This is a genomic window from ANME-2 cluster archaeon (genome assembly GCA_014237145.1).
GTDB lineage: Archaea > Halobacteriota > Methanosarcinia > Methanosarcinales > Methanocomedenaceae > Methanocomedens_A.
On the sequence record JAAXOC010000089.1, the window covers coordinates 14,740 to 33,018 of the forward strand.

An 18,279-nucleotide genomic window follows, 5' to 3' on the forward strand; every position below is an offset into this window, starting at 1 on the left:
TTACTTACTACACCATCATTTTTTTGTTTCGATTTGAATGCTAAGCGTCTCACCACACTGCGGCAGGTATTCACCATACCGAGTAGGAATTAATTTTATTAAAGGCTTACCGAAAAATAAGATAAACGATACCCCGGCGGCATCTATCATGCGGTTTTTTCCATCTGATACCCTTAAATCCACACTGGATGAGTGTACCATGTGCCAGTTCCCACTGCTTTTAAAGGTGTCAAACGGCGGCACAGTCCTGCTTTCACCGATCAAAGCGAACCTGTGCAGGGCGTGCTCACCAGTCGGGATGAATCCATCGAGCAGGTAACCGCCAACAGCATAACCATTGATAGCGCCGCTGCGACTGTGATCCGGGCAGTCGATAAGTGCAAATCGCCTATCGGAAAACACCACTTCACCTGTAAAACCAAAGACATTACCATCTTCAGCCATGCCACAACCAACCTTTTTAACCGCACCAACAGGCACATCAAGCAGCATGTTGTTGCTCGCACGCACATAATCGTCAGGCGTGCGCACTTCAACATGCATGTGAGGGAAGTTCCAGAAATAGTAGTAACCGCTTCTGATGAATGTGCCAAACTCTTCACCTGTGCGCACGCGGTCCCCTATTTCCACATCCGGCTTCACATGCATGATCTTTACAATAAACCCCTTGCAGCTAATCGCAGTTAAGTATTCCTTGAAATCGCGGTCCTTGAAGGGTGTGGGAGTATCGAATTCCCTGATATTCACAACCTCACCGTCAACAGGTGAGTACGCAGCCGAACCGAAGTCGCCGTATGCGATGTCTACCGCGCTGCCTGTCTCGTGTGCCGCAAACGGGCTTTTGAAAAACGAGAGTGCAGCGTCATCCGGCGCCATTAGTTCGATGTTTTGATATGAAGCTGCAAGTTTCATTAAATCACCTCTTACAACTCCACATTATAGGAACAACACATGTTATCGACCTCATGGATATCCAGCCCGATCTCAGCGCATAATTGATACGCGCTCCGGCTCGGGACTGCGATCCTGTCGATCCCGCTCAATATCGCACATTCATCGAGCCGGGAGCGGTATCTCCCGCCAGGGCGCACGCAGCTTAAGGACAAGGGTGTTTGCGGGAATTCCTGCCTCGCCTTTGCGATCACCGATACAACATCCTCAAGCGCAGGAGGCAGTGTATCTGCACAAGCTGTATTTTTTGTGGGAATAAATACCACTATAACGACAACATCCGGATCGTATTTCTTGATCATCTCAATCGCCCTGAACTCGCAGTCAAGCGCCCCGTTGTTCAATCCTGCGATGATATGCGGTGCGATGGGTATCCCTGCATCGGTAAGAAACCTGAGCGTGTTCTCGTAGTCGCTTACCGTATTCGGCAAACCCAGTATCCCTGAGATTACGGCATCGCTCCCGATGCAGTCAACCAGTGCCATATCCAGCCATGTGGCAAGGGACCTTGCCTGCTCCTGTGTGATAATGCCAGTGTGGGCGCTCATTTTCAGATGAGTGTCATCCTTGATCTGCCTGATCTCATCTGAAAGTTCGTATGTCGGAACCGAGCCGTCAAGTTTGCTGCCGCCTGAGAGCAGGACCCCGCTGCGTCCCCTCTTTGCAAGATTTACAACTGCGGCACGGAGCTTGCCGCCACTGCCGTCAAGCATGTGTTCAAGATAGTGTTTTTCGCAGTGTTTGCAGTTCAATTCGCAGTCGGTGCCTGTGACTGAGACCGGGGTGAATGGCTCGTTGAAAAAGAGTATGGTGTTTGAAAATGAGTCCAGTCTGATCTTAAAGGATCTCAACATCTCTTTTTTTGCTGCTTCGCTAATATCCAGACCTTTTATTTTCTCCGGAACACGGTCAAGGTACACCCCGCCGTCTGATGCTGTCATTCGTCGTCTCTCCACTATTTCACAATTCCATTATTCGTATCCATTTTAATAAGCATGGTATTTTGACCGGATTTACAGGATTTACAGGATGTTGACGTTGCGGTATATCCTGTCGATCCTGTTAATCCTGTCTAATAATTTTTAAATTAACCTTATATTTGAAGTGGATACCATTATTCCACTATTCCAAGCTGCTCTTTTATCATCTTGATCTCATCCGCATCCGGATTCATTGGAAAATTGAACGTCTCATGGTGCGTCTCTGTGGCATACGGGCGGTTGCAGTCAGGGCACCCTGTTGTCTTGAATGCATCCCCTACCTCCACATAGTGCAATATCCTGGCACGGGATATCCCGAAATCCACCACCTTCCCGTCCCTGAAGGTCATATCTTCAAAGGATGCCAACCCCTTGCGGATCAAGTATGCGCCTAACTGCACTGTGCGGTAGTGATTGACATTCAGGTTTGCAGGCACGTTCCGGGTTCCGGGCAGATGCGTATATGCGAACAGTGCTGAATAAACACCATCAGCGTGCAGTACATCTATTACCCCGAGCGCATCCCTGGCACTCTCTCCCATGCCGATGATAAGATGCGTGCCAACCGATCCCCTGCCAAAGATACGAACCGCGCGCCTGATACCGTCAAGGTGGGTATCCCAGTTATAGATACTATCTGCCTCTTTGCCTTTGATCCTACTGAACAGCTCAGGACTGCACGCATCCAGCGGGACCACCAGTTCATCAACTCCCATGCCCTTTAATGCAGCGTATTTTTCATCACTTAACGGAAATACGGATAGCGATATCGGGATCTGGCTTGTTTTTCGAATGCGGCTGATGAGGTACGTCGTATCCTGCCACATCTTAGCATACATTGCGGTCTGGATGCACGCACGCATGAGGTAGCCGCGCTCGTATGCAATCCCCAGCCTTCGCACCACTTCGTCAAGGTCTGAAGGGATGTACTGTCCGCGTGCGATCTGTTTCATATCCCCATTAGCACCCGCCGCCTGCGAGCAGAAGCGACAGTTTGCCTGACAGCGCTTATCGGTGTATATCTGCAGATATGCGGTTGTAGGCGGCGCATCCATTAGCACGAGTTCTATACCGAGCACTCCGAGCGTGCCAATGGAGGCGCGTACTTTTTTGGTGAGTGGTGAGGTTTGCATAATGGATCACTGGATTGGTTGATGATCGGTTGATTAAAAATTATTTTACTTTCAAATATTTTATAAAGTTTTTGACTGCAGATGGATGTAAGATGTCACGAAGCCTGGATTTTGCTAACGTTCATATCCGGGGCATCTCAAGGGGCATGAGGTTTACAGTAAAAAAGGTAACATATTATGAAGACATATGTTCAGTGTTTAGTTTATATCTGTGGCTACACGGTCATTAATCTCAATAGAATTAGTTAAATTTTTTACAATTTCTTTACTTTTAATAATATTTAATTGTGCTAGTTTTTTCACTATCATTCTTTTATTTAAGGTAAATATTTTTGTTGGCTTTACTCTGCTTTCATAATACAAATTACCGCTGTCTAAATCTTCATTTACAATCTTTACACTCTGATCATAATTTCTTGGATTGCTTGTAATAGCACAACAAATTACATCTTCATTATTTGAATTATATTCATGATTTGAAATAATTATACTGGGTCTTCTTTTCGTTTGTGACAGATCTGAAAAAGGAAATGGAATTAGAATTATATCCCCTTGGTTAACATTCATTCCACTGGTTATCGTATTCATTATCCCAAAATTTAATTAATGCGTTCTCTGCGATTGGTGATTTCTCGTTTTCTAAATGTTCTACTTTCTCTTTTAATTTCGTTATTTCAGAAAATAAAAATGGAATAATATCTTCTTTATCGAATGATATCTTTACAGTTACTTTATATTCTTTCGTAACTTCATAAGATATCTCATTGTCCACTTTGCTATTATCGATAAATAAAGTCTCTGGATTTAATGTTTTAGCAAGACTCATCAAAATCCTCCTCCATGAACTTTATGAAAAATTCCATTATATCGCTGTTTTGGGATTCAATGTGTAATTGTTGTTTTTTGATTTCTTCACTGGTGTGGTGCGATAATATAATTGGAATTCCTTTTTTTTCACCATCAATTTTTATTTCGTTAATAAATACAACGGCTATCGGAAAAATTTTTGTCTCAAATTTGGAAATTCTCTCAAGAAATTCTTTTTTAAATATTGAATTTAACAATTTGTTTTCAATTAAGACCTTTTCAGCTTTTGCCATTCTAGTTTGTTTTGTTATTAAGTTATATAAAATTATATGAAATTCAAGCAGGAAACTGTCATTTCAAATGTAAATCCCCATCTATGCGGGTCGAATCCTGCGGCAGGACACCGCAGCAGGTGCCGAAATACTCGATCCCGTACCCTTCTGCATGTGCATATTTGACAAAGCTGCGCGTGGGAAGTGCAACATTAAAAACACCGCTCTCAAGTGCAATCCGTTCTATCAGTTCGCGGTCGCGCCCGCTCGAATGGGCGCAGCCGAGTGTTATCGGGATATCAGGGAACAGTTCGCAGGCCCGGCAGAAGACCTCTGCAAAGTCGTACGGGTCGGGTTTAACCGATGACATTGCTGTGCCTGCAACCGACATGAGTCCTGTTATTACGACCGTGGTCGCTTTGATGTGCCGGATGAGTTCCAGCGCACGAAGTTCCCCGCACATCTTACCAAAATCAAGACCCACGCACACATGCGGGAAGATATTGATCCCGGCATCGGAAATAGCCTGAAGGCTTTTTAAGTAGTCATCCTCGGTAACGTCCAGGCCGTACACCCGCCGCACAGTACCGGCATTCCCGACCACATCGAATGCGATGCCGTCAAGACCGCTGTCCTTTAAAGCGCGCGCTTCGTCAGGTGTAATGAATCCGGTGTGAGCGATCACGATCAGGTCGGTCTGCTGCTTGATACTTTTGATGTATTGGGCCGCAGCCGCTGTGGGGACTTTTCCTTTTGTGTCGCACCCGCCTGTTATGAGCATACCTTTGGCACCGTTGTTTGCAAGACTGCGTGCAATCTGCTCTAGCCTTTCAGGCGGACCCACAGGGATCAGGCGGGAGAGCAGCCTGCCGCCGCAGTGCTTGCAGTTCAACTGGCACCTGCTGCCTGTGAGTGATATGGAAGGAAAGTTGTTCGATGTGATGAAGATGTTGAGTTTACTACCTGACTTTACAAGGGACTGCTGTTTAGATTTACGCATACGCTTCTGGATAGCAGGGTCAAGCGTATCAATGTCAGGGTTCAGGCTGCTCATATCCGGATGCTGCCGCTGTTCTTACGATTCGACTGCCTGCATGATGGATGTCGTGAAGTCTTCGGGAGCAGTCCCGGGTGCTGTTATACCTTCGGATTCATAGACCGAGCGCACGGCAAAGAGTACGGAATCAGAAGTGGCGTTGGCACCTTTTAAGGATTGTGCGATCTGTTCGATTGCGGTTTCGGGAAAAAGGAAGAAGTCTCCTGAAAATGCGATGTCTTCGATTTGGTTGCCTTCTAACTTGACGAATGCGCGGATGAGACCGCCTTTGGATTTGTGTCTGCCCTCTTTGTATCCTTCGTAGCTCATGGTGTGCCTCCGGAGTTGTTGTAGTTCAATTATGGTTATGCTATTTTAATGTACTTGCGGTTTGTTTCTCTGCCTCCGCCTCTTATCCTCCATCCTGTAGATCAAGTCCCTGCTCCTGTGCTTTTCATTCAAACGCTGCGGCAGTTCGATCTCCGCCCCCGTCAGCACACTGCGCCGCGCCTCTACCCCGAGCGCATCCTCAAATCCGCGTTTCAAAATCCCTTTCACACGATTTTCTTGATAAATAATTTGACAATGTGCATTTTAAGAAACATTATGTGATGATGAATTTGATTTTGACCCCCCATCTACTGGTGGATATAGCATTTCCGGTGATTTTCCTCGCAAAATTCAAAATATATTAATTCATTGATATGTATTTAAAACATTTTATACTTTCTGCATACTTAATGCAAGACTAAAAATTCAATAAGTAAGATCAAAAAAATGCGGTTGGAAACAAAACGGGAATTGCTGGCAGCTGCACGCCTTTTGCCACGGGCTCATCACCCATGATGTCAGCTAATATCTTGAGATCCTCGAACCTGCCATTGGTACAGGAACCCACATCCCCGATCAGGTGCAGGATGAGATCCTTACTGTACACCTTATCAGGCAGGCGCCTGTTCACCTTGAACCACAGCCTTCCTGTGGAAAAAGCACCAAGTGAACCGTATGTGCAGTTTTGAACGTTTCAATTCAGGCGCAATTTGATGATCATTCAAACTCTATAATAGCTTTTTTTGCACCGATCGGAGTTATTGAAGCCTGCGTACCCTTTTCAATATGATACGACTCTCGAAGCTCCTTTGGGAGCCGTAACAGTAGTACTTGTCCATTCTCGCTTATTTTTCTTTTGTATGAAACATGCCCTCTGGGTGCAATGCCAAGCACTGATTTTAGTCCTTTCTCTATTTTGTGTATGGAATCCGGATGATTGAAGTATATATTTCTTCCCGTACTTTTGTGCTTTCTTACAAGAACGTCTGTAAAAACTATAGGAATGCCATAGTTCTCTATTACAACATCTTCGTATACTTCCTCAAACTCGTCATTATTTTCCATATTTTCACTTCCGTAATGTACGTTTTTTCTTTCGATTGAGCAAAGTTATCACAACAATAAGACCTTGATCTGACTTTTCGATGCCTATAATACATGATAGATATGCTCATTAAATTCCGATTCGCATAGGTATCTTGTTGGAAAATATTCAGTATCATGCAGTTCTTTTCTTTTTATCTCGGGATTTATCAAAATCTGCTTTATAAACTCAAATAACTGAAAAGGGTTTATATCCCATCTATCATATGCCCTGTTGTTTTTATAGATATGTTCATCAATACCGATGCGTTCTTCAGATGCTAATTTTTTTATGAGCTCCCGGATTTGCTTCTTTTCTTCAGTATCCAGATGTACTATATTGTACGATTCGCCCTTAAGCATCGTACAAAAAAGGTAGTTTTTAGTATTTAAAAATGCGCCTGAATTTGGACTTGGGACAAAAATGCCGACACATAGCGGTAGTTTTTTGCGATAAATCTGTCAAAAAAAGCCGCAACGTATTGGATCCAAAAATAATTTTGTCCAAAGGCCCCTGAATTTCAATTTGAAGATTGTTATTTTGGCTTCTCATAACCTTTCAGAGCATGAATCTACCATCTAAAGTCAACGACCTTGGACTTCCGCTTCGCTTTGTCCCGGGCATCCGAGCAGATTCTCATAAATTATAATAATTTATTGGAATTTAACATCATTGAAAGATTCAGGTGGTCCAATATCATTCAATCCAAGATCAATTCTATTTGTTCTTTCACCCTTCTCGAAAATAACCTCAATTATCACAAGACGATTCTGATCGATGTTTTTATTTTTGCGAAGCTTATTTGTTATTTCTGAAATTCTCTTAATCCGTTCATTTCGGTATCCAGATGTTTTTCTATAGAATGAATGAACAATAAAGTAAAGTAGGAAATACTTATTTGGCACTGCTTTTTTTAGTTTCCATAAGTCTTTTTCTAAATGCTTTACTGCCGTTTTTGCTTGTTGGGTGCTCCTATTTAGAAAATATTCTCGTGAATTGAGGTTCATAAGCCCTTCATCGATAAACTTACCAAGAAACATCTCTAGTCCAAATATAGGCTCCTCTTGATTTCCATTCAACATCGTAATAGCTAGATCAATGTATGCAGTTTTATTTTTCTTCTCTTGTCCGTCTCCATATTCATCCCCCTTTACTTGAACAGGATATTCTCGGCGGATATGGATGGGACCTTTGGGATTTTTTTTCTTTAAACATTCTTGAAGCTTAAAATGAATGTCTTTTTCATTAAAATATTTAAAAGGATCTTTAATAAAACAACATTCAATTTCATATATACATTGTTTCATTGTATCAAAAATTTCACTCTGTTTCGGTGGCATATTTTCAATTCCAAAATGCTTTTTTTTATATGACTTTTTCATATCATTAAATTTATTAATTCTGAGTTGCTTGATTTTTCTGATTTCTATTTACTACTTCTTCCGTAACTTCCAGTACTAAAGCCAATATTCTTAAAAAAAAGTTCTATTTGAGAAGTTGATAAATCTTGCTGTATTATTCCAAATGGACCTAATATTTCTTTCCAAACCCATTTTATAGGAAGTCGCTTTCCTTCTAAAGTCTCAACATAAGCTTTCATCGCCCTCATTCCTGGTGTTTTCCAATTTTTTTCATCTTCAATCCATATTGGGAAATCAGACATTCTCATTAGATGCTTTAACACCTTATTCCATTCTTGAGTGTATCCGTTTATTCTACTCATTTATATTTCTCCAAATTATAGGCATAACGAAATTATAAAATATAATGCATAGATATTGAATTACATAAAATTTCATAGCCTATAATCTATTATGAAGCTAATGCCGTAAATATTTATCGGCTCTCAAATATTTTATAAAAATAGTTAATGCTATTGAATATTTTAATTATTTATTGCCTATAATAATAGGTATATACTCAATTTAATCTTTTACAATTATCTAAACAGAAATCCTCCATCCTGCAGTCACTATACCCTTGACTTAACTACCGTATGCCTGTACAAAATACCTGCCGCCCGTTTTTCCATTTCGTCCGTTAATACAGATTTTCATAATTTCCCCCTAACTATGAAACCACCAGCACCCAGTCACCCCTTTCTCGGGTCAGTAATCTCGCCCGTAAGTGCAGACGCCGCTGCAGTGGCCGGAGAAGAAAGATACACAAAAGCTTTGGCACTGCCCTGCCTGCCCTGGAAATTACGGTTAGACGTGGCAAGCCCTACCTCGCCGTCACCCAGCAGCCCGAAACTGCCGCCCATACAGGGTCCGCAGCAGGGACTCTCAACAATTGCGCCAGCCTCCATGAACTGCTCGACCAGTCCAGCACGCAGCACCTTCATATACTCGGTGCGGGACGCCGGGATGACCAGCAGCCGCACACCTTTTGCCACAGGCTCATCACCCATGATGTCGGCTGCGATCTTGATATCCTCGAACCTGCCATTGGTGCAGGAACCCAGAAGTACCTGGTCGATATGGGTGCCCTCCACTTCCTCCACAGATTTCACATTGTCCACATTATGGGGACATGCCACCTGGGGCGGCAGGTCTGAGATGTCATATTCACGGAACTCGGCATATCCGCACCCCTCATCGCTCTTCCAGTTGGAGTCAAGAGTGAAGCCGGGAATGCGTTCTTTCAGGTAATCTTCAGTAGTAGCGTCTGGCTCGATAATACCAGCCTTGCCGCCCATCTCAATTGCCATGTTGCTGATGGTCATGCGCTGGCTGATATCCAGGCTCATTATTGCCTTGCCGCCATACTCTGCCGCCATATACATAGCACCATCGGCACCCACATCCCCTATCAGGTGCAGGATGATATCCTTGCTGTACACCTTATCAGGCAGACGTCCGTTCACCTCGAACCTGATGGTCTGCGGCACCTTGAACCACAGCTTGCCTGTAGCGAAAACCGCAGCCATGTCCGTACTTCCTATGCCTGTGGAAAATGCTCCCAGCGAGCCGTAAGCACAGGTATGACTGTCACTGCCCACCACAAGGTCACCGGGTTTGGCCCAGCCCTTTTCCGGCACAACCTGGTGGCACACACCCTCAAAGACGTCATAGTTGGTGATGCCCTGTTCGGATGCGAACTTTCTAAGCATGATATGGTTCTCTGCCGCATTCAGCGAATCGGCAGGTACCTGGTGGTCGAACAGGATCACGATCTTGTCAGGGTCCCAGACCTTTGGCTCGGCTTTGTCCTTCATGATCTCCTTGAAACCCTGCACAGCCAGAGGTCCGGTGATATCGTGGGTCATAGCGCAGTCAATGTCTGCCATAACAAATTCGCCGGCCCTGACTGGCCTGCCTGAAGCTTTTGAAAAGATCTTTTCTGTAATAGTGAGATTATCAGTAGTCATAGGATGAATATATAGGGGCGGAAATATAATAAAATTATTGCAGCACGGTTGATCATGACTCTCTTTTCACGATCTTCCTTACCTTTCGTCCCTTGAAATTAATGCCGCCTACCAGTTTGACGCCTGGTTTTTTCTTGATGATATCCACATGGGCACTATCGAAACTGGCAATGATACTACGTTTCACAACCATATTGACATTCCCGCCTAAACTTGTAAGTGTTTTAAGAATATGTTCCACTTCAGTAGGAGAAATACTATCATTAAGGCTGATCAAATAGGTTTCAAAAACCATGGTTTATGTATCCTATTGTGCCAGTTCAACCCATCGATTCACTGCATCCTGTTTAAGGGAATAATCCACGGGAACCTCTACTTTACCTGAAGCAATCGCCTCTTTGCATAAATTGTACAGGTCACCGGCTTTTGCATTCTTCAGCGAATCAACAGAATATATCCCAGCCGCCTTTACCAGGAGTTCGGCTGATTGCCTGTCAATCCCCAAACTGCCAAGTTGTGAAGCGCTGTCAATGAGTTTTGCCATGGAAATGAATTTCGTTGCAGTACTTTTGCCAACCAGTTCACCCACAGTTTCAGTATCTGCAACAGCCAGGTCTTTGATGGTATTGATGCCTATGTCCTTCAGTTTTGAACCTCTTTCAGGTCCGATACCTTCGATCATTTCAATATCCTGGTTTGCCACTACCAGGTCCAATGGCATTCCTGCATCAACCTCTGTACCAGCCTTTGGATTCTGGTCCAGGACAGTACCTGTACCCAGGGTACTTGTGCGTTTAATGATCCTTCCTATTCTCAATTCCTTGTTTTCCAGTATGGTCCTGGCTTCATTGATGAGCTTTCCAGTGACATCCGGAACTTTAAGGGCTTCAATAATAGAGATTACCAGATCCACACATTCACCTTCCAGAACCGCTGTACCTGCTGACGGGTCCTGTTCAAGTACCGCATCTGCTTTTTCAGTACTGACCTGCTTTACGATATTCCCAGGTTTCAGTTTTGCTGAACGTATCAGGTATTTTGCCATATCCAGCTTTTTACCGATAAGTCCGGGAACCTCTACAGTTTCTCTCGCTGCTATTATAATGTCAACATGTGTACCAATCAATGTGGTTGTTCCTGCCTCAATACTTTGGATTAGAATGGTTCCTGATGTGGATTTTGATGATTGCTCTGTAATTTCTCCCACTTCAAGCTGGCTGTTTATAAGAACCTCTTCTCCACTGTCAATATCAAGCCCCACGATATTTGGCATTTCCACATAAATGATCTTCGAGACAGTTATGTCAATGGCAGCCCCGGGCATTGCTAATGAGCAAGCTGAGGGCATCTGGTCAATGACCGTACCTTGAGGTGAATTACTATTCTTCTCACTGGTCGTACCCGGTTTGAAACCAGCATCAGTTATTGCATACTCTGCCTCTTCCAGGGTCATTCCTGTGAGGTCTGGTACTTCAATATATTCAGAAAGATCAGGTTCTTTAGGTGTTGATCTTATTGTGAATTCAATCGTGCTGAGATTTTCAGGAGGGATGATATCATCCGGCTTAGGCAGCTGGAACTGGAGTTCATTATCTTCTAAGGAAAGGTTTGTCCTTAGTTTCACATTCATGCTGCTGATAATGTAGTTTGCTTTTGACTCTGGTTCAGTAAGTTTTCCGGCCATGCTGTCCAGGGATTGCCTGAACGTGGTTACCAGATTTCTCGATGGAATCTGTGCTCGCTCTTGCTGGAGTATCCGGATATTATTTTCGAGGTTTGCTTTTTCCTCTAACAATCCGGCAATTTGGTTCGACCGGACAATGTTCTCCTGTTCGAGCACGATTTTCTCAGATATGATAGTATTGTTATTATTTCTCAGCTCGTTTATCAGTGTATCCTTGTTTTGCAGCTCAACTTCCACATTATCAATGGTATTGCGGACTTCGATGAGACTTGTCTCATCAATTTCCTTTGCAGCCCGTAGGTTTTCCAGGTTTTGTCGAAGATTAGTAATGAAAGTCATATCATCCTTACCGTACCTGTATCTATTCATTCACAATTTGGCTGGAAGGCGGGATTGAAACAAATTTGGCTTTTACAGTACTTGCCCCTTCCACATCATATTCATGATAGCTTTTATATGATGCATTCAATGGTGCTGCATGTAATTTAGACCGATAACCACGAACTACTCCCTTTGAATCCTTTTCCTCTTTATATTTCATTGTGAGTGCCATTTTGAGTTCAAGTTCTACCTCAGGAATATGATGCCATGTAGCCTGGATGTCATATTGGCTCAAAATCTCATCGTTATCAATAGCAAGCTGGGTGTCAATGGAATTTCTATCCATTGCCTGTTGTGTTTCGGAAATGGATTTCCCGACTTCTGTGATTATCCTGGATAATGGATTTACCAATACTTCCGAGATTATCTTTGTATTACTATTGGCCATGATTGTATCTCCAAAAAAAATAAATGGGGAGGAGATAACTGTTATGCGGATGCTTCGATTACTTTTACTGTGGGTATTACTCTGGATGGGGGGGGTACAGGCTTTAATGTGGTACGCAGCAGGCTTGTGCCCGATTCTTTGAATGAATACTTGGAATTGTATTTTGCATCGTAGGTTGATGAATATGCCACAGTTGTGGTATTTTCAAATTTTGTAGATGCTTTACCGAACAGAAAACTGGTCAAACCACCAGTACTAATCTTACCGCTTACTTTACTTGTGTTCGTTAAATTGAATTCCCTTCCGTATTTTTTCTCAGTCGACATTTCCCTTTTCATTGAGATAGCCATCTTTACCTCAATGATAGATTCAGTAAATTCATAGAACCTGGGTTCAAGACCATAGGTGAGCAATGACATGGGCGCATCATTAGTAACCACATCAGTTGCTGTGACATTGCCGTCGTCATCAACAGTTTCTTCAATGTACATCACCACGCTTCCTACTTCCAGTTCCGTGTCTGCGAGTGCCTGCGCGACTTTTACTGAGTTCATATCAAGGGCCATCTGTCCCTCTGCAATAGCGAGGGCCATTTCTCTTATCATTTCACCAAAGGGAACGTTTAATAATTCTTGTCCAACTGAAACCATTCTTTAACTCTCCTTAAAACAACTTAGTTAATTTGTGTAATAATTATAGATTTTTAAATACTTATATCTTTTGATTGATTTGATTATTTGTTAGAACTTGTGATAATTTTATAACAGCGTTCGATCAGGCAAAATACTGATTAAATTCTTTACACGGCAATAACTTCCTGCTGCCCGATTACATTATACAGTGCCACTACAAAGGAGAACTGCAACAGTATCAGCAGGTACAGCACTCCCAGCGCCACATGCCCTTGTGTCAGTACCAGCGAGAACAGGGTGCCGAAAACAAACGGCAGCACATATCCCACACGTTCGTACCGCTTAAGCCTGATGCATACCTTTGCCTCCAGTCTGAACAGCCATTTCAGCAGACTCCTCATGCCCTTTTTCTTAGCGAACCTGAAGATGAGGTACATTGGTATGGTAATAAAGAAAAAATAGATGAATATGATAATGCCGTAAAGCAGTACGAGGAGCATTACGAACGACATAGGTATCATGATGCCGATAAGACCTGGAATCTCTTTGAGCTTGACTCCCCTGTGGTCAAGAAAAATCACCATATTTTTACCCGTATGTATCCTTTTGAAGAATAGCCTCAGGATAAGGCCCAGCATGGCAAATACAGGAATTATGATGAGCAGGGCACTGATAACATTGCCAACCGGATCCTCATGGTTCCTGATGCCGATGGTAAAGGGATATGTAACCAGCTGGGCCAGGAGCAGGACTATGGGAAGATTAATGTCTTCAAGTTTTTTTAGGTAGCCCATGCCCCTCCATCCTGCCCTACGCCAGCATGCAGGCAGTCTGCTTGTGCCTGAATACAAGGAACACGGCCGGTTTTTCTGAGTTGGTCCTGTGCCGCACTCCGGCAGGCACCAGTATACCAGTGCCGGATTTCAGCTCAATGGTAGAATTGTCTGATTCAATGACAACTTCTCCCTTCTGGTGAAGGAAGAACTCGTCGTAATCGTGGACGTACCATTTGCCTTTACCCTCACAAAGCACGGCGCGAAGCAGCGAGTCGTCAATGAACACCATATCATGGGGGCAGCGGGGCGATTCCAGTTTGCTTACTTCCTTTTCAAAATCAATGACCTGTATATCCATCTACAATTCTCCGTTTCTTAAACAATCAATACCTTCTTAATTATAATATTATCCTGAAGTCAGGAGGGTTTTTATCAGGATAACACTCCAGTTTTTCATTGAACGTTAATGTTATATTTGTAAAAAATAGACAAAATGCCACGAAATGAAAAAAACTGCCCGTACTGCCCCCAGATATGATGTGATGTTTGGTGACGGCAAATTCAACGCCACTCTCCTGATAGGACCTGACCCTTTCGGTGCTTTTTATGATTATAGTGTCTTCCAGGGGGCCAGGCTCAAACTTAAGAAAAACGGTTTTGAACTTACCGGACACAAGGTCGGGATGGATACCTTTGAAACTGTGTTTAACTATAATGGTAACAGTATCAGGGCACGAATACGACTGGTCCATGGCCGGAGTTATTCAGGGGATCTGCAGGAACTCTGGCGGGAATCACTGGCGTATGAGGACATGGTATATCTTAAAAGCCATGCAGGATACGGGAAACACTTGAGCCTGAGCGATGATGTGAACTGCTTTACCGATGCCATGAAGGAAGGATTCAGTCATCCGGACAGGAAATCATACCAGTTGTATTACCTTGATTGCTGCAAGAGTGAGATGTATTACAGGGACCTGTTCCGGGAGTATGTGGGGTATGAAGGGGTGGACCTGATACTGCATCAGTGGTTCTGCAATTATATTATTATCGGGCCCGTTGTGGTACTGTTGAGGGAATTGATGGCAGGGTCGGATTTTGAGACAATTGTGGCAGAGATGAACGATGAGTACGGGGTGCCACATGTAGACGTGGAGGACGACCCAGAGGATTTGAAGCAGGACCGTAAGATGGTTACTTATTGTGTGGGTTAATGGTGGCTAAACCAGGAAAATAAAAAATTAGTACTTCATAAAACCCTTGCTTCCGAATTAGTATACATTTTCTTACTGTATAGATCTTTAAGATTACGTACTCAGGTAAATCCGGGTGATGGGAGGTTTTTCTTGTAATTTTGTGGAAAAAAAGGGAGTGTAAAATATTCCTATATTGGTTTTCCAAATTGAGTAAAAGTGCTCCAATCATAAGTGCTCCAATCATAATGATTAAAGCGTATCTACATGTACATTCCTAAAGTTTCAATCTATATATAAAAGTAGGTGAGATTATAAAAAGTTACATTAATATACTATTATTAATATAATGTTATTACAAATATATAGCACAATATAATTTCCAGTTATTATAAAGCATCAATTAACAGTGATTTGCACCGATTTCGATTTGTATCGGCATAAGTCCAGATAATATGAGTATGCGACAAATGCCAAAATAACTGTATTTTAAAACAGTGCCAAAATATTCAAATCTATTATTCGAAATGGCTGTGATTTAACATGGAAAAAACAAAAATCATACTTGACGAAAACGAGCTTCCTAATCAATGGTACAACATACTGCCAGACCTTCAGACTCCCCTTGAACCGCCACTGAACCCTGCGACCAACGAGCCTATCGGGCCGGACGACCTTTCACCCATATTCCCAATGAGTCTCATTAAACAGGAAATGAGCCAGGACAGGTTCATCGACATCCCGGAAGAGGTAAGGGATATTTACCGCCTGTGGAGACCTTCTCCCATATACAGGGCACACCGCCTGGAAGCTGCCCTCAAGACGCCTGCCAGGATATATTATAAGAATGAAGGAGTAAGCCCGCCAGGCAGCCATAAGCCCAATACAGCTATCGCCCAGGCATATTTTAATATGAAAGAGGGTGTAGAACGCCTTTCCACCGAAACCGGAGCTGGACAGTGGGGCAGTGCCCTGTCTTTCGCTTGCTCTTTATTTGACCTTGAATGTAAGGTATATATGGTCAAATCAAGTTTTTACCAGAAACCCTACCGTAAATCCCTAATAAACCTGTGGGGTGCTAATGTCATACCCTCACCCAGTATCGAGACACAGGCTGGCAGATCTATCCTTGAAAAACATCCTGATACTTCAGGCAGTCTTGGGATTGCCATCAGCGAGGCTGTGGAAGATGCCGCAACCCATGACAATACCAAGTATGCACTGGGTAGCGTGTTGAACCACGTTATGCTGCACCAGACAGTGATCGGCCTGGAAGCGAAACTGCAAATGGATATGGTGGATGATTATCCGGATGTTATTATTGGCTGCGTGGGTGGAGGTAGTAACTTTTCAGGTATCAGCTACCCATTCGTTCGCGATAAGATGAAGGATAACAGGGACATTGACATTGTGGCTGTTGAACCAACGGCTTGTCCCAGCCTGACAGGAGGAGATTTCAGGTATGATTTCGGGGATACGGCAGAGATGACACCCCTGCTTAAGATGTATACACTGGGACATGATTTTGTGCCGCCTCCAATACATTCAGGCGGGCTGAGATACCATGGTGAGTCCCCGATCATTAGCCAGCTGTATGCGGATGGTATAATGAGGGCTGTTGCATACCACCAGACCGATATATTTGATGCTGCTGTGACCTTTGCCAGAACGGAGGGTATTGTACCTGCACCGGAATCGGCCCATGCTATCAAGTGTGCTATTGATATGGCCCTTGAGTGCAAGAAGACTGGCGAGGAAAAGAGCATCCTGTTCAACTTTAGCGGTCACGGTCATTTCGATATGGCTGCATACGACACTTATTTCAGTGGTGAAATGACAAACGAATAATATGAGACGGATGCCTGACTGGTATCCTTCCCATAACTTTTTAATTTTTGAATACCCTTTTAGCCTGAATATATTTGAAATTCATTAAGAAGATTTTCGGGAAAAAGGAAGTAGCACCTTCCAAACTGACTCTTAAGTCCAATGAGCTTGCGGCTTGGCTGGAAAAGGAGGGCGAGAGTACATTTGCTGAGCTTGGGGCACATATCGGGCATAAGTATACTGAGATCAGTAATGCCCTTGAAGACCTATCTGAAGCAAAAGATCGCCTGGTGGATGCGTCTTTTGGTGAGAAGGTGTATAAGCGCTTAGCCAAGGCTGGTGCATCTAACCGGGATAATCTTGTAAAGAACCTGGATGTTATTATAGAGAAGACTGCAATCCCTGAGGATACGGACCCGTCTGAAGCATACCAATTCCACCTGGATGCTAAATCTGTATTGAATACTTGTCTTGAGAACGCTGTTAGGAGCCAGCAGTATGTCAAGGCGCTTTTTCCTGAGGAATATAAGGATATCTGGGGCGGGCTGAAGCACCTGGATGTCCTGCTGGATGAGCTTGTTGCTCCTATCAATGAGGTAAAGGATGAACTGGAGGCATATGATAAGCTGCCCGGGGATATTGAACTAATCAGGCAGATGCAGCAGCAGATTCCGGCAGGGCAGAAGAACATCAATGAGCTCACTGGCAAGTACGAGACATTGAAGGCTGAACTGGGTTCTGGAGAGGCGAGGCTGGAAGAGATAGAGGCTGGTGATGAGTTTACCAGGGCACGGGAACTGGAAGAGCAGGCCCGAACCCTTAAGGGTCAGATATCTGAGGTTGATTCGAATCTGGTGGGTTTGTTTGCTCCATTGTCCAAGGCTCTTTCCAGGATGGAGAAACAGGATGGGAGCGGGCGGCATATTATGTCTGCTGATAGCAGGAAGGTCCTGAAGATACTGAAAGATGAGCCGGTGTCTGCGCTTGATATTGACCTTACTGGTTTTCTGGTTGAAATGAAGACCAGGGTTGAGGATGGGAGTCTGGGTCTTAAGCAGCAGAAGATGAACAAGACGCTTGAGCAGATCGATAGGTTGGTTGGAACTGATGTCCTGTCAAGGCTTAAAAGTCAAAGGGAGGGATATTCTTCTAAACTTACCGGGGTGCGGGTGGAGTTAGAGGGACTTACTGTTTACAGGGAGAAAACACAGGTTGAAGATAGGATTTCTGAGTGCCGGAATGTGATGGATTCTACCGGGCAGAAGCTGGATGCTGAGAAGAGGGAAGTTGCAAGGCTGAAGAAGGAAGTTGAGGAATTGAAGTCGGGATTGGATTCTGATCTGAGTGAGATTTTTGGGAAGGATATTGAAGTGGGATATTGATCGTCAGGACTTGAAAAAAAAGATGTGTAGCGCCCGGAATGGACGCCTGGTTT

The 18,279-nt window shown here is 43.7% G+C and carries 24 protein-coding genes; 3 read left to right on the top strand and 21 right to left on the bottom strand.

Annotated elements, in window-relative coordinates; genetic code table 11:
* Positions 1 to 15: 15 nt before the first annotated feature.
* The 21 genes from HF974_11515 to HF974_11615 form a co-directional block, all read right to left on the bottom strand.
* Entirely contained in the window at positions 16 to 912 is an 897-nt protein-coding gene (locus HF974_11515) for a M23 family metallopeptidase (protein ID MBC2698935.1), read from the bottom strand.
* 11 nt (positions 913 to 923) lie between these two features.
* On the bottom strand, positions 924 to 1,892 hold the full coding sequence (locus HF974_11520) for a radical SAM protein (protein ID MBC2698936.1): 969 nt from the start codon (positions 1,890 to 1,892) through the stop codon (positions 924 to 926).
* A gap of 173 nt (positions 1,893 to 2,065) precedes the next feature.
* Complete coding sequence (locus tag HF974_11525) at positions 2,066 to 3,064, bottom strand: radical SAM protein (GenBank protein MBC2698937.1); 999 nt, start codon at positions 3,062 to 3,064, stop codon at positions 2,066 to 2,068.
* Positions 3,065 to 3,262: 198 nt separating this feature from the next.
* Positions 3,263 to 3,652, bottom strand: coding sequence for a type II toxin-antitoxin system PemK/MazF family toxin (locus HF974_11530; protein MBC2698938.1), 390 nt, complete (start codon positions 3,650 to 3,652; stop codon positions 3,263 to 3,265).
* Positions 3,621 to 3,890 carry a hypothetical protein gene (locus tag HF974_11535; protein MBC2698939.1) on the bottom strand — a complete coding sequence of 90 codons (270 nt, stop codon included), beginning with the start codon at positions 3,888 to 3,890 and terminating at the stop codon, positions 3,621 to 3,623. Before HF974_11535 ends, HF974_11530 begins: the two co-directional genes overlap by 32 nt.
* Positions 3,877 to 4,164: a hypothetical protein gene (locus HF974_11540; protein ID MBC2698940.1), complete on the bottom strand. Its 288-nt coding sequence runs from the start codon at positions 4,162 to 4,164 to the stop codon at positions 3,877 to 3,879. Before HF974_11540 ends, HF974_11535 begins: the two co-directional genes overlap by 14 nt.
* Before the next feature lie 58 nt (positions 4,165 to 4,222).
* Positions 4,223 to 5,197, bottom strand: a complete 975-nt coding sequence (locus HF974_11545; protein MBC2698941.1) for a radical SAM protein — start codon at positions 5,195 to 5,197, stop codon at positions 4,223 to 4,225.
* A 21-nt stretch (positions 5,198 to 5,218) separates the two neighbouring features.
* The gene (locus HF974_11550) at positions 5,219 to 5,509 is read right to left on the bottom strand and encodes a lipoate--protein ligase family protein (GenBank protein ID MBC2698942.1); all 291 of its coding nucleotides are present in this window, start codon (positions 5,507 to 5,509) and stop codon (positions 5,219 to 5,221) included.
* Positions 5,510 to 5,554: 45 nt separating this feature from the next.
* Complete coding sequence (locus HF974_11555; protein MBC2698943.1) at positions 5,555 to 5,725, bottom strand: hypothetical protein; 171 nt, start codon at positions 5,723 to 5,725, stop codon at positions 5,555 to 5,557.
* 223 nt (positions 5,726 to 5,948) lie between these two features.
* On the bottom strand, positions 5,949 to 6,140 hold the full coding sequence (locus HF974_11560; protein ID MBC2698944.1) for a hypothetical protein: 192 nt from the start codon (positions 6,138 to 6,140) through the stop codon (positions 5,949 to 5,951).
* Between the two features lie 86 nt (positions 6,141 to 6,226).
* On the bottom strand, positions 6,227 to 6,574 hold the full coding sequence (locus HF974_11565) for a hypothetical protein (protein ID MBC2698945.1): 348 nt from the start codon (positions 6,572 to 6,574) through the stop codon (positions 6,227 to 6,229).
* Positions 6,575 to 6,658: 84 nt separating this feature from the next.
* Positions 6,659 to 6,955, bottom strand: coding sequence for a hypothetical protein (locus tag HF974_11570; protein MBC2698946.1), 297 nt, complete (start codon positions 6,953 to 6,955; stop codon positions 6,659 to 6,661).
* Positions 6,956 to 7,246: 291 nt separating this feature from the next.
* Positions 7,247 to 7,975, bottom strand: a complete 729-nt coding sequence (locus tag HF974_11575) for a hypothetical protein (protein MBC2698947.1) — start codon at positions 7,973 to 7,975, stop codon at positions 7,247 to 7,249.
* Between the two features lie 44 nt (positions 7,976 to 8,019).
* Positions 8,020 to 8,316 (bottom strand): hypothetical protein, encoded by a 297-nt coding sequence (locus HF974_11580; GenBank protein ID MBC2698948.1) that lies wholly within the window; start codon positions 8,314 to 8,316, stop codon positions 8,020 to 8,022.
* 369 nt (positions 8,317 to 8,685) lie between these two features.
* A complete protein-coding gene (locus tag HF974_11585) occupies positions 8,686 to 9,963 on the bottom strand; it encodes a 3-isopropylmalate dehydratase large subunit (protein ID MBC2698949.1) in 1,278 nt (425 codons plus the stop codon).
* A gap of 52 nt (positions 9,964 to 10,015) precedes the next feature.
* Positions 10,016 to 10,258, bottom strand: a complete 243-nt coding sequence (locus tag HF974_11590; GenBank protein ID MBC2698950.1) for a hypothetical protein — start codon at positions 10,256 to 10,258, stop codon at positions 10,016 to 10,018.
* Positions 10,259 to 10,270: 12 nt separating this feature from the next.
* Entirely contained in the window at positions 10,271 to 12,016 is a 1,746-nt protein-coding gene (locus tag HF974_11595) for a DUF4332 domain-containing protein (protein ID MBC2698951.1), read from the bottom strand.
* A complete protein-coding gene (locus HF974_11600; GenBank protein ID MBC2698952.1) occupies positions 12,009 to 12,416 on the bottom strand; it encodes a hypothetical protein in 408 nt (135 codons plus the stop codon). The genes HF974_11595 and HF974_11600 overlap by 8 nt, the downstream gene beginning before the upstream one ends.
* A gap of 41 nt (positions 12,417 to 12,457) precedes the next feature.
* Positions 12,458 to 13,066, bottom strand: coding sequence for a hypothetical protein (locus tag HF974_11605; protein MBC2698953.1), 609 nt, complete (start codon positions 13,064 to 13,066; stop codon positions 12,458 to 12,460).
* 149 nt (positions 13,067 to 13,215) lie between these two features.
* The gene (locus HF974_11610) at positions 13,216 to 13,842 is read right to left on the bottom strand and encodes a hypothetical protein (protein ID MBC2698954.1); all 627 of its coding nucleotides are present in this window, start codon (positions 13,840 to 13,842) and stop codon (positions 13,216 to 13,218) included.
* 16 nt (positions 13,843 to 13,858) lie between these two features.
* Entirely contained in the window at positions 13,859 to 14,182 is a 324-nt protein-coding gene (locus HF974_11615) for a cupin domain-containing protein (protein MBC2698955.1), read from the bottom strand.
* A 145-nt stretch (positions 14,183 to 14,327) separates the two neighbouring features.
* Between HF974_11615 and HF974_11620 the strand changes: the two genes are divergently transcribed.
* From HF974_11620 to HF974_11630, 3 genes are all read left to right on the top strand, one after another.
* Positions 14,328 to 15,038 (top strand): hypothetical protein, encoded by a 711-nt coding sequence (locus HF974_11620; protein MBC2698956.1) that lies wholly within the window; start codon positions 14,328 to 14,330, stop codon positions 15,036 to 15,038.
* 522 nt (positions 15,039 to 15,560) lie between these two features.
* Positions 15,561 to 16,865 (top strand): TrpB-like pyridoxal phosphate-dependent enzyme, encoded by a 1,305-nt coding sequence (locus tag HF974_11625; protein ID MBC2698957.1) that lies wholly within the window; start codon positions 15,561 to 15,563, stop codon positions 16,863 to 16,865.
* Positions 16,866 to 16,939: 74 nt separating this feature from the next.
* The gene (locus tag HF974_11630; GenBank protein MBC2698958.1) at positions 16,940 to 18,226 is read left to right on the top strand and encodes a hypothetical protein; all 1,287 of its coding nucleotides are present in this window, start codon (positions 16,940 to 16,942) and stop codon (positions 18,224 to 18,226) included.
* The last annotated feature ends 53 nt before the right edge of the window (positions 18,227 to 18,279 follow it).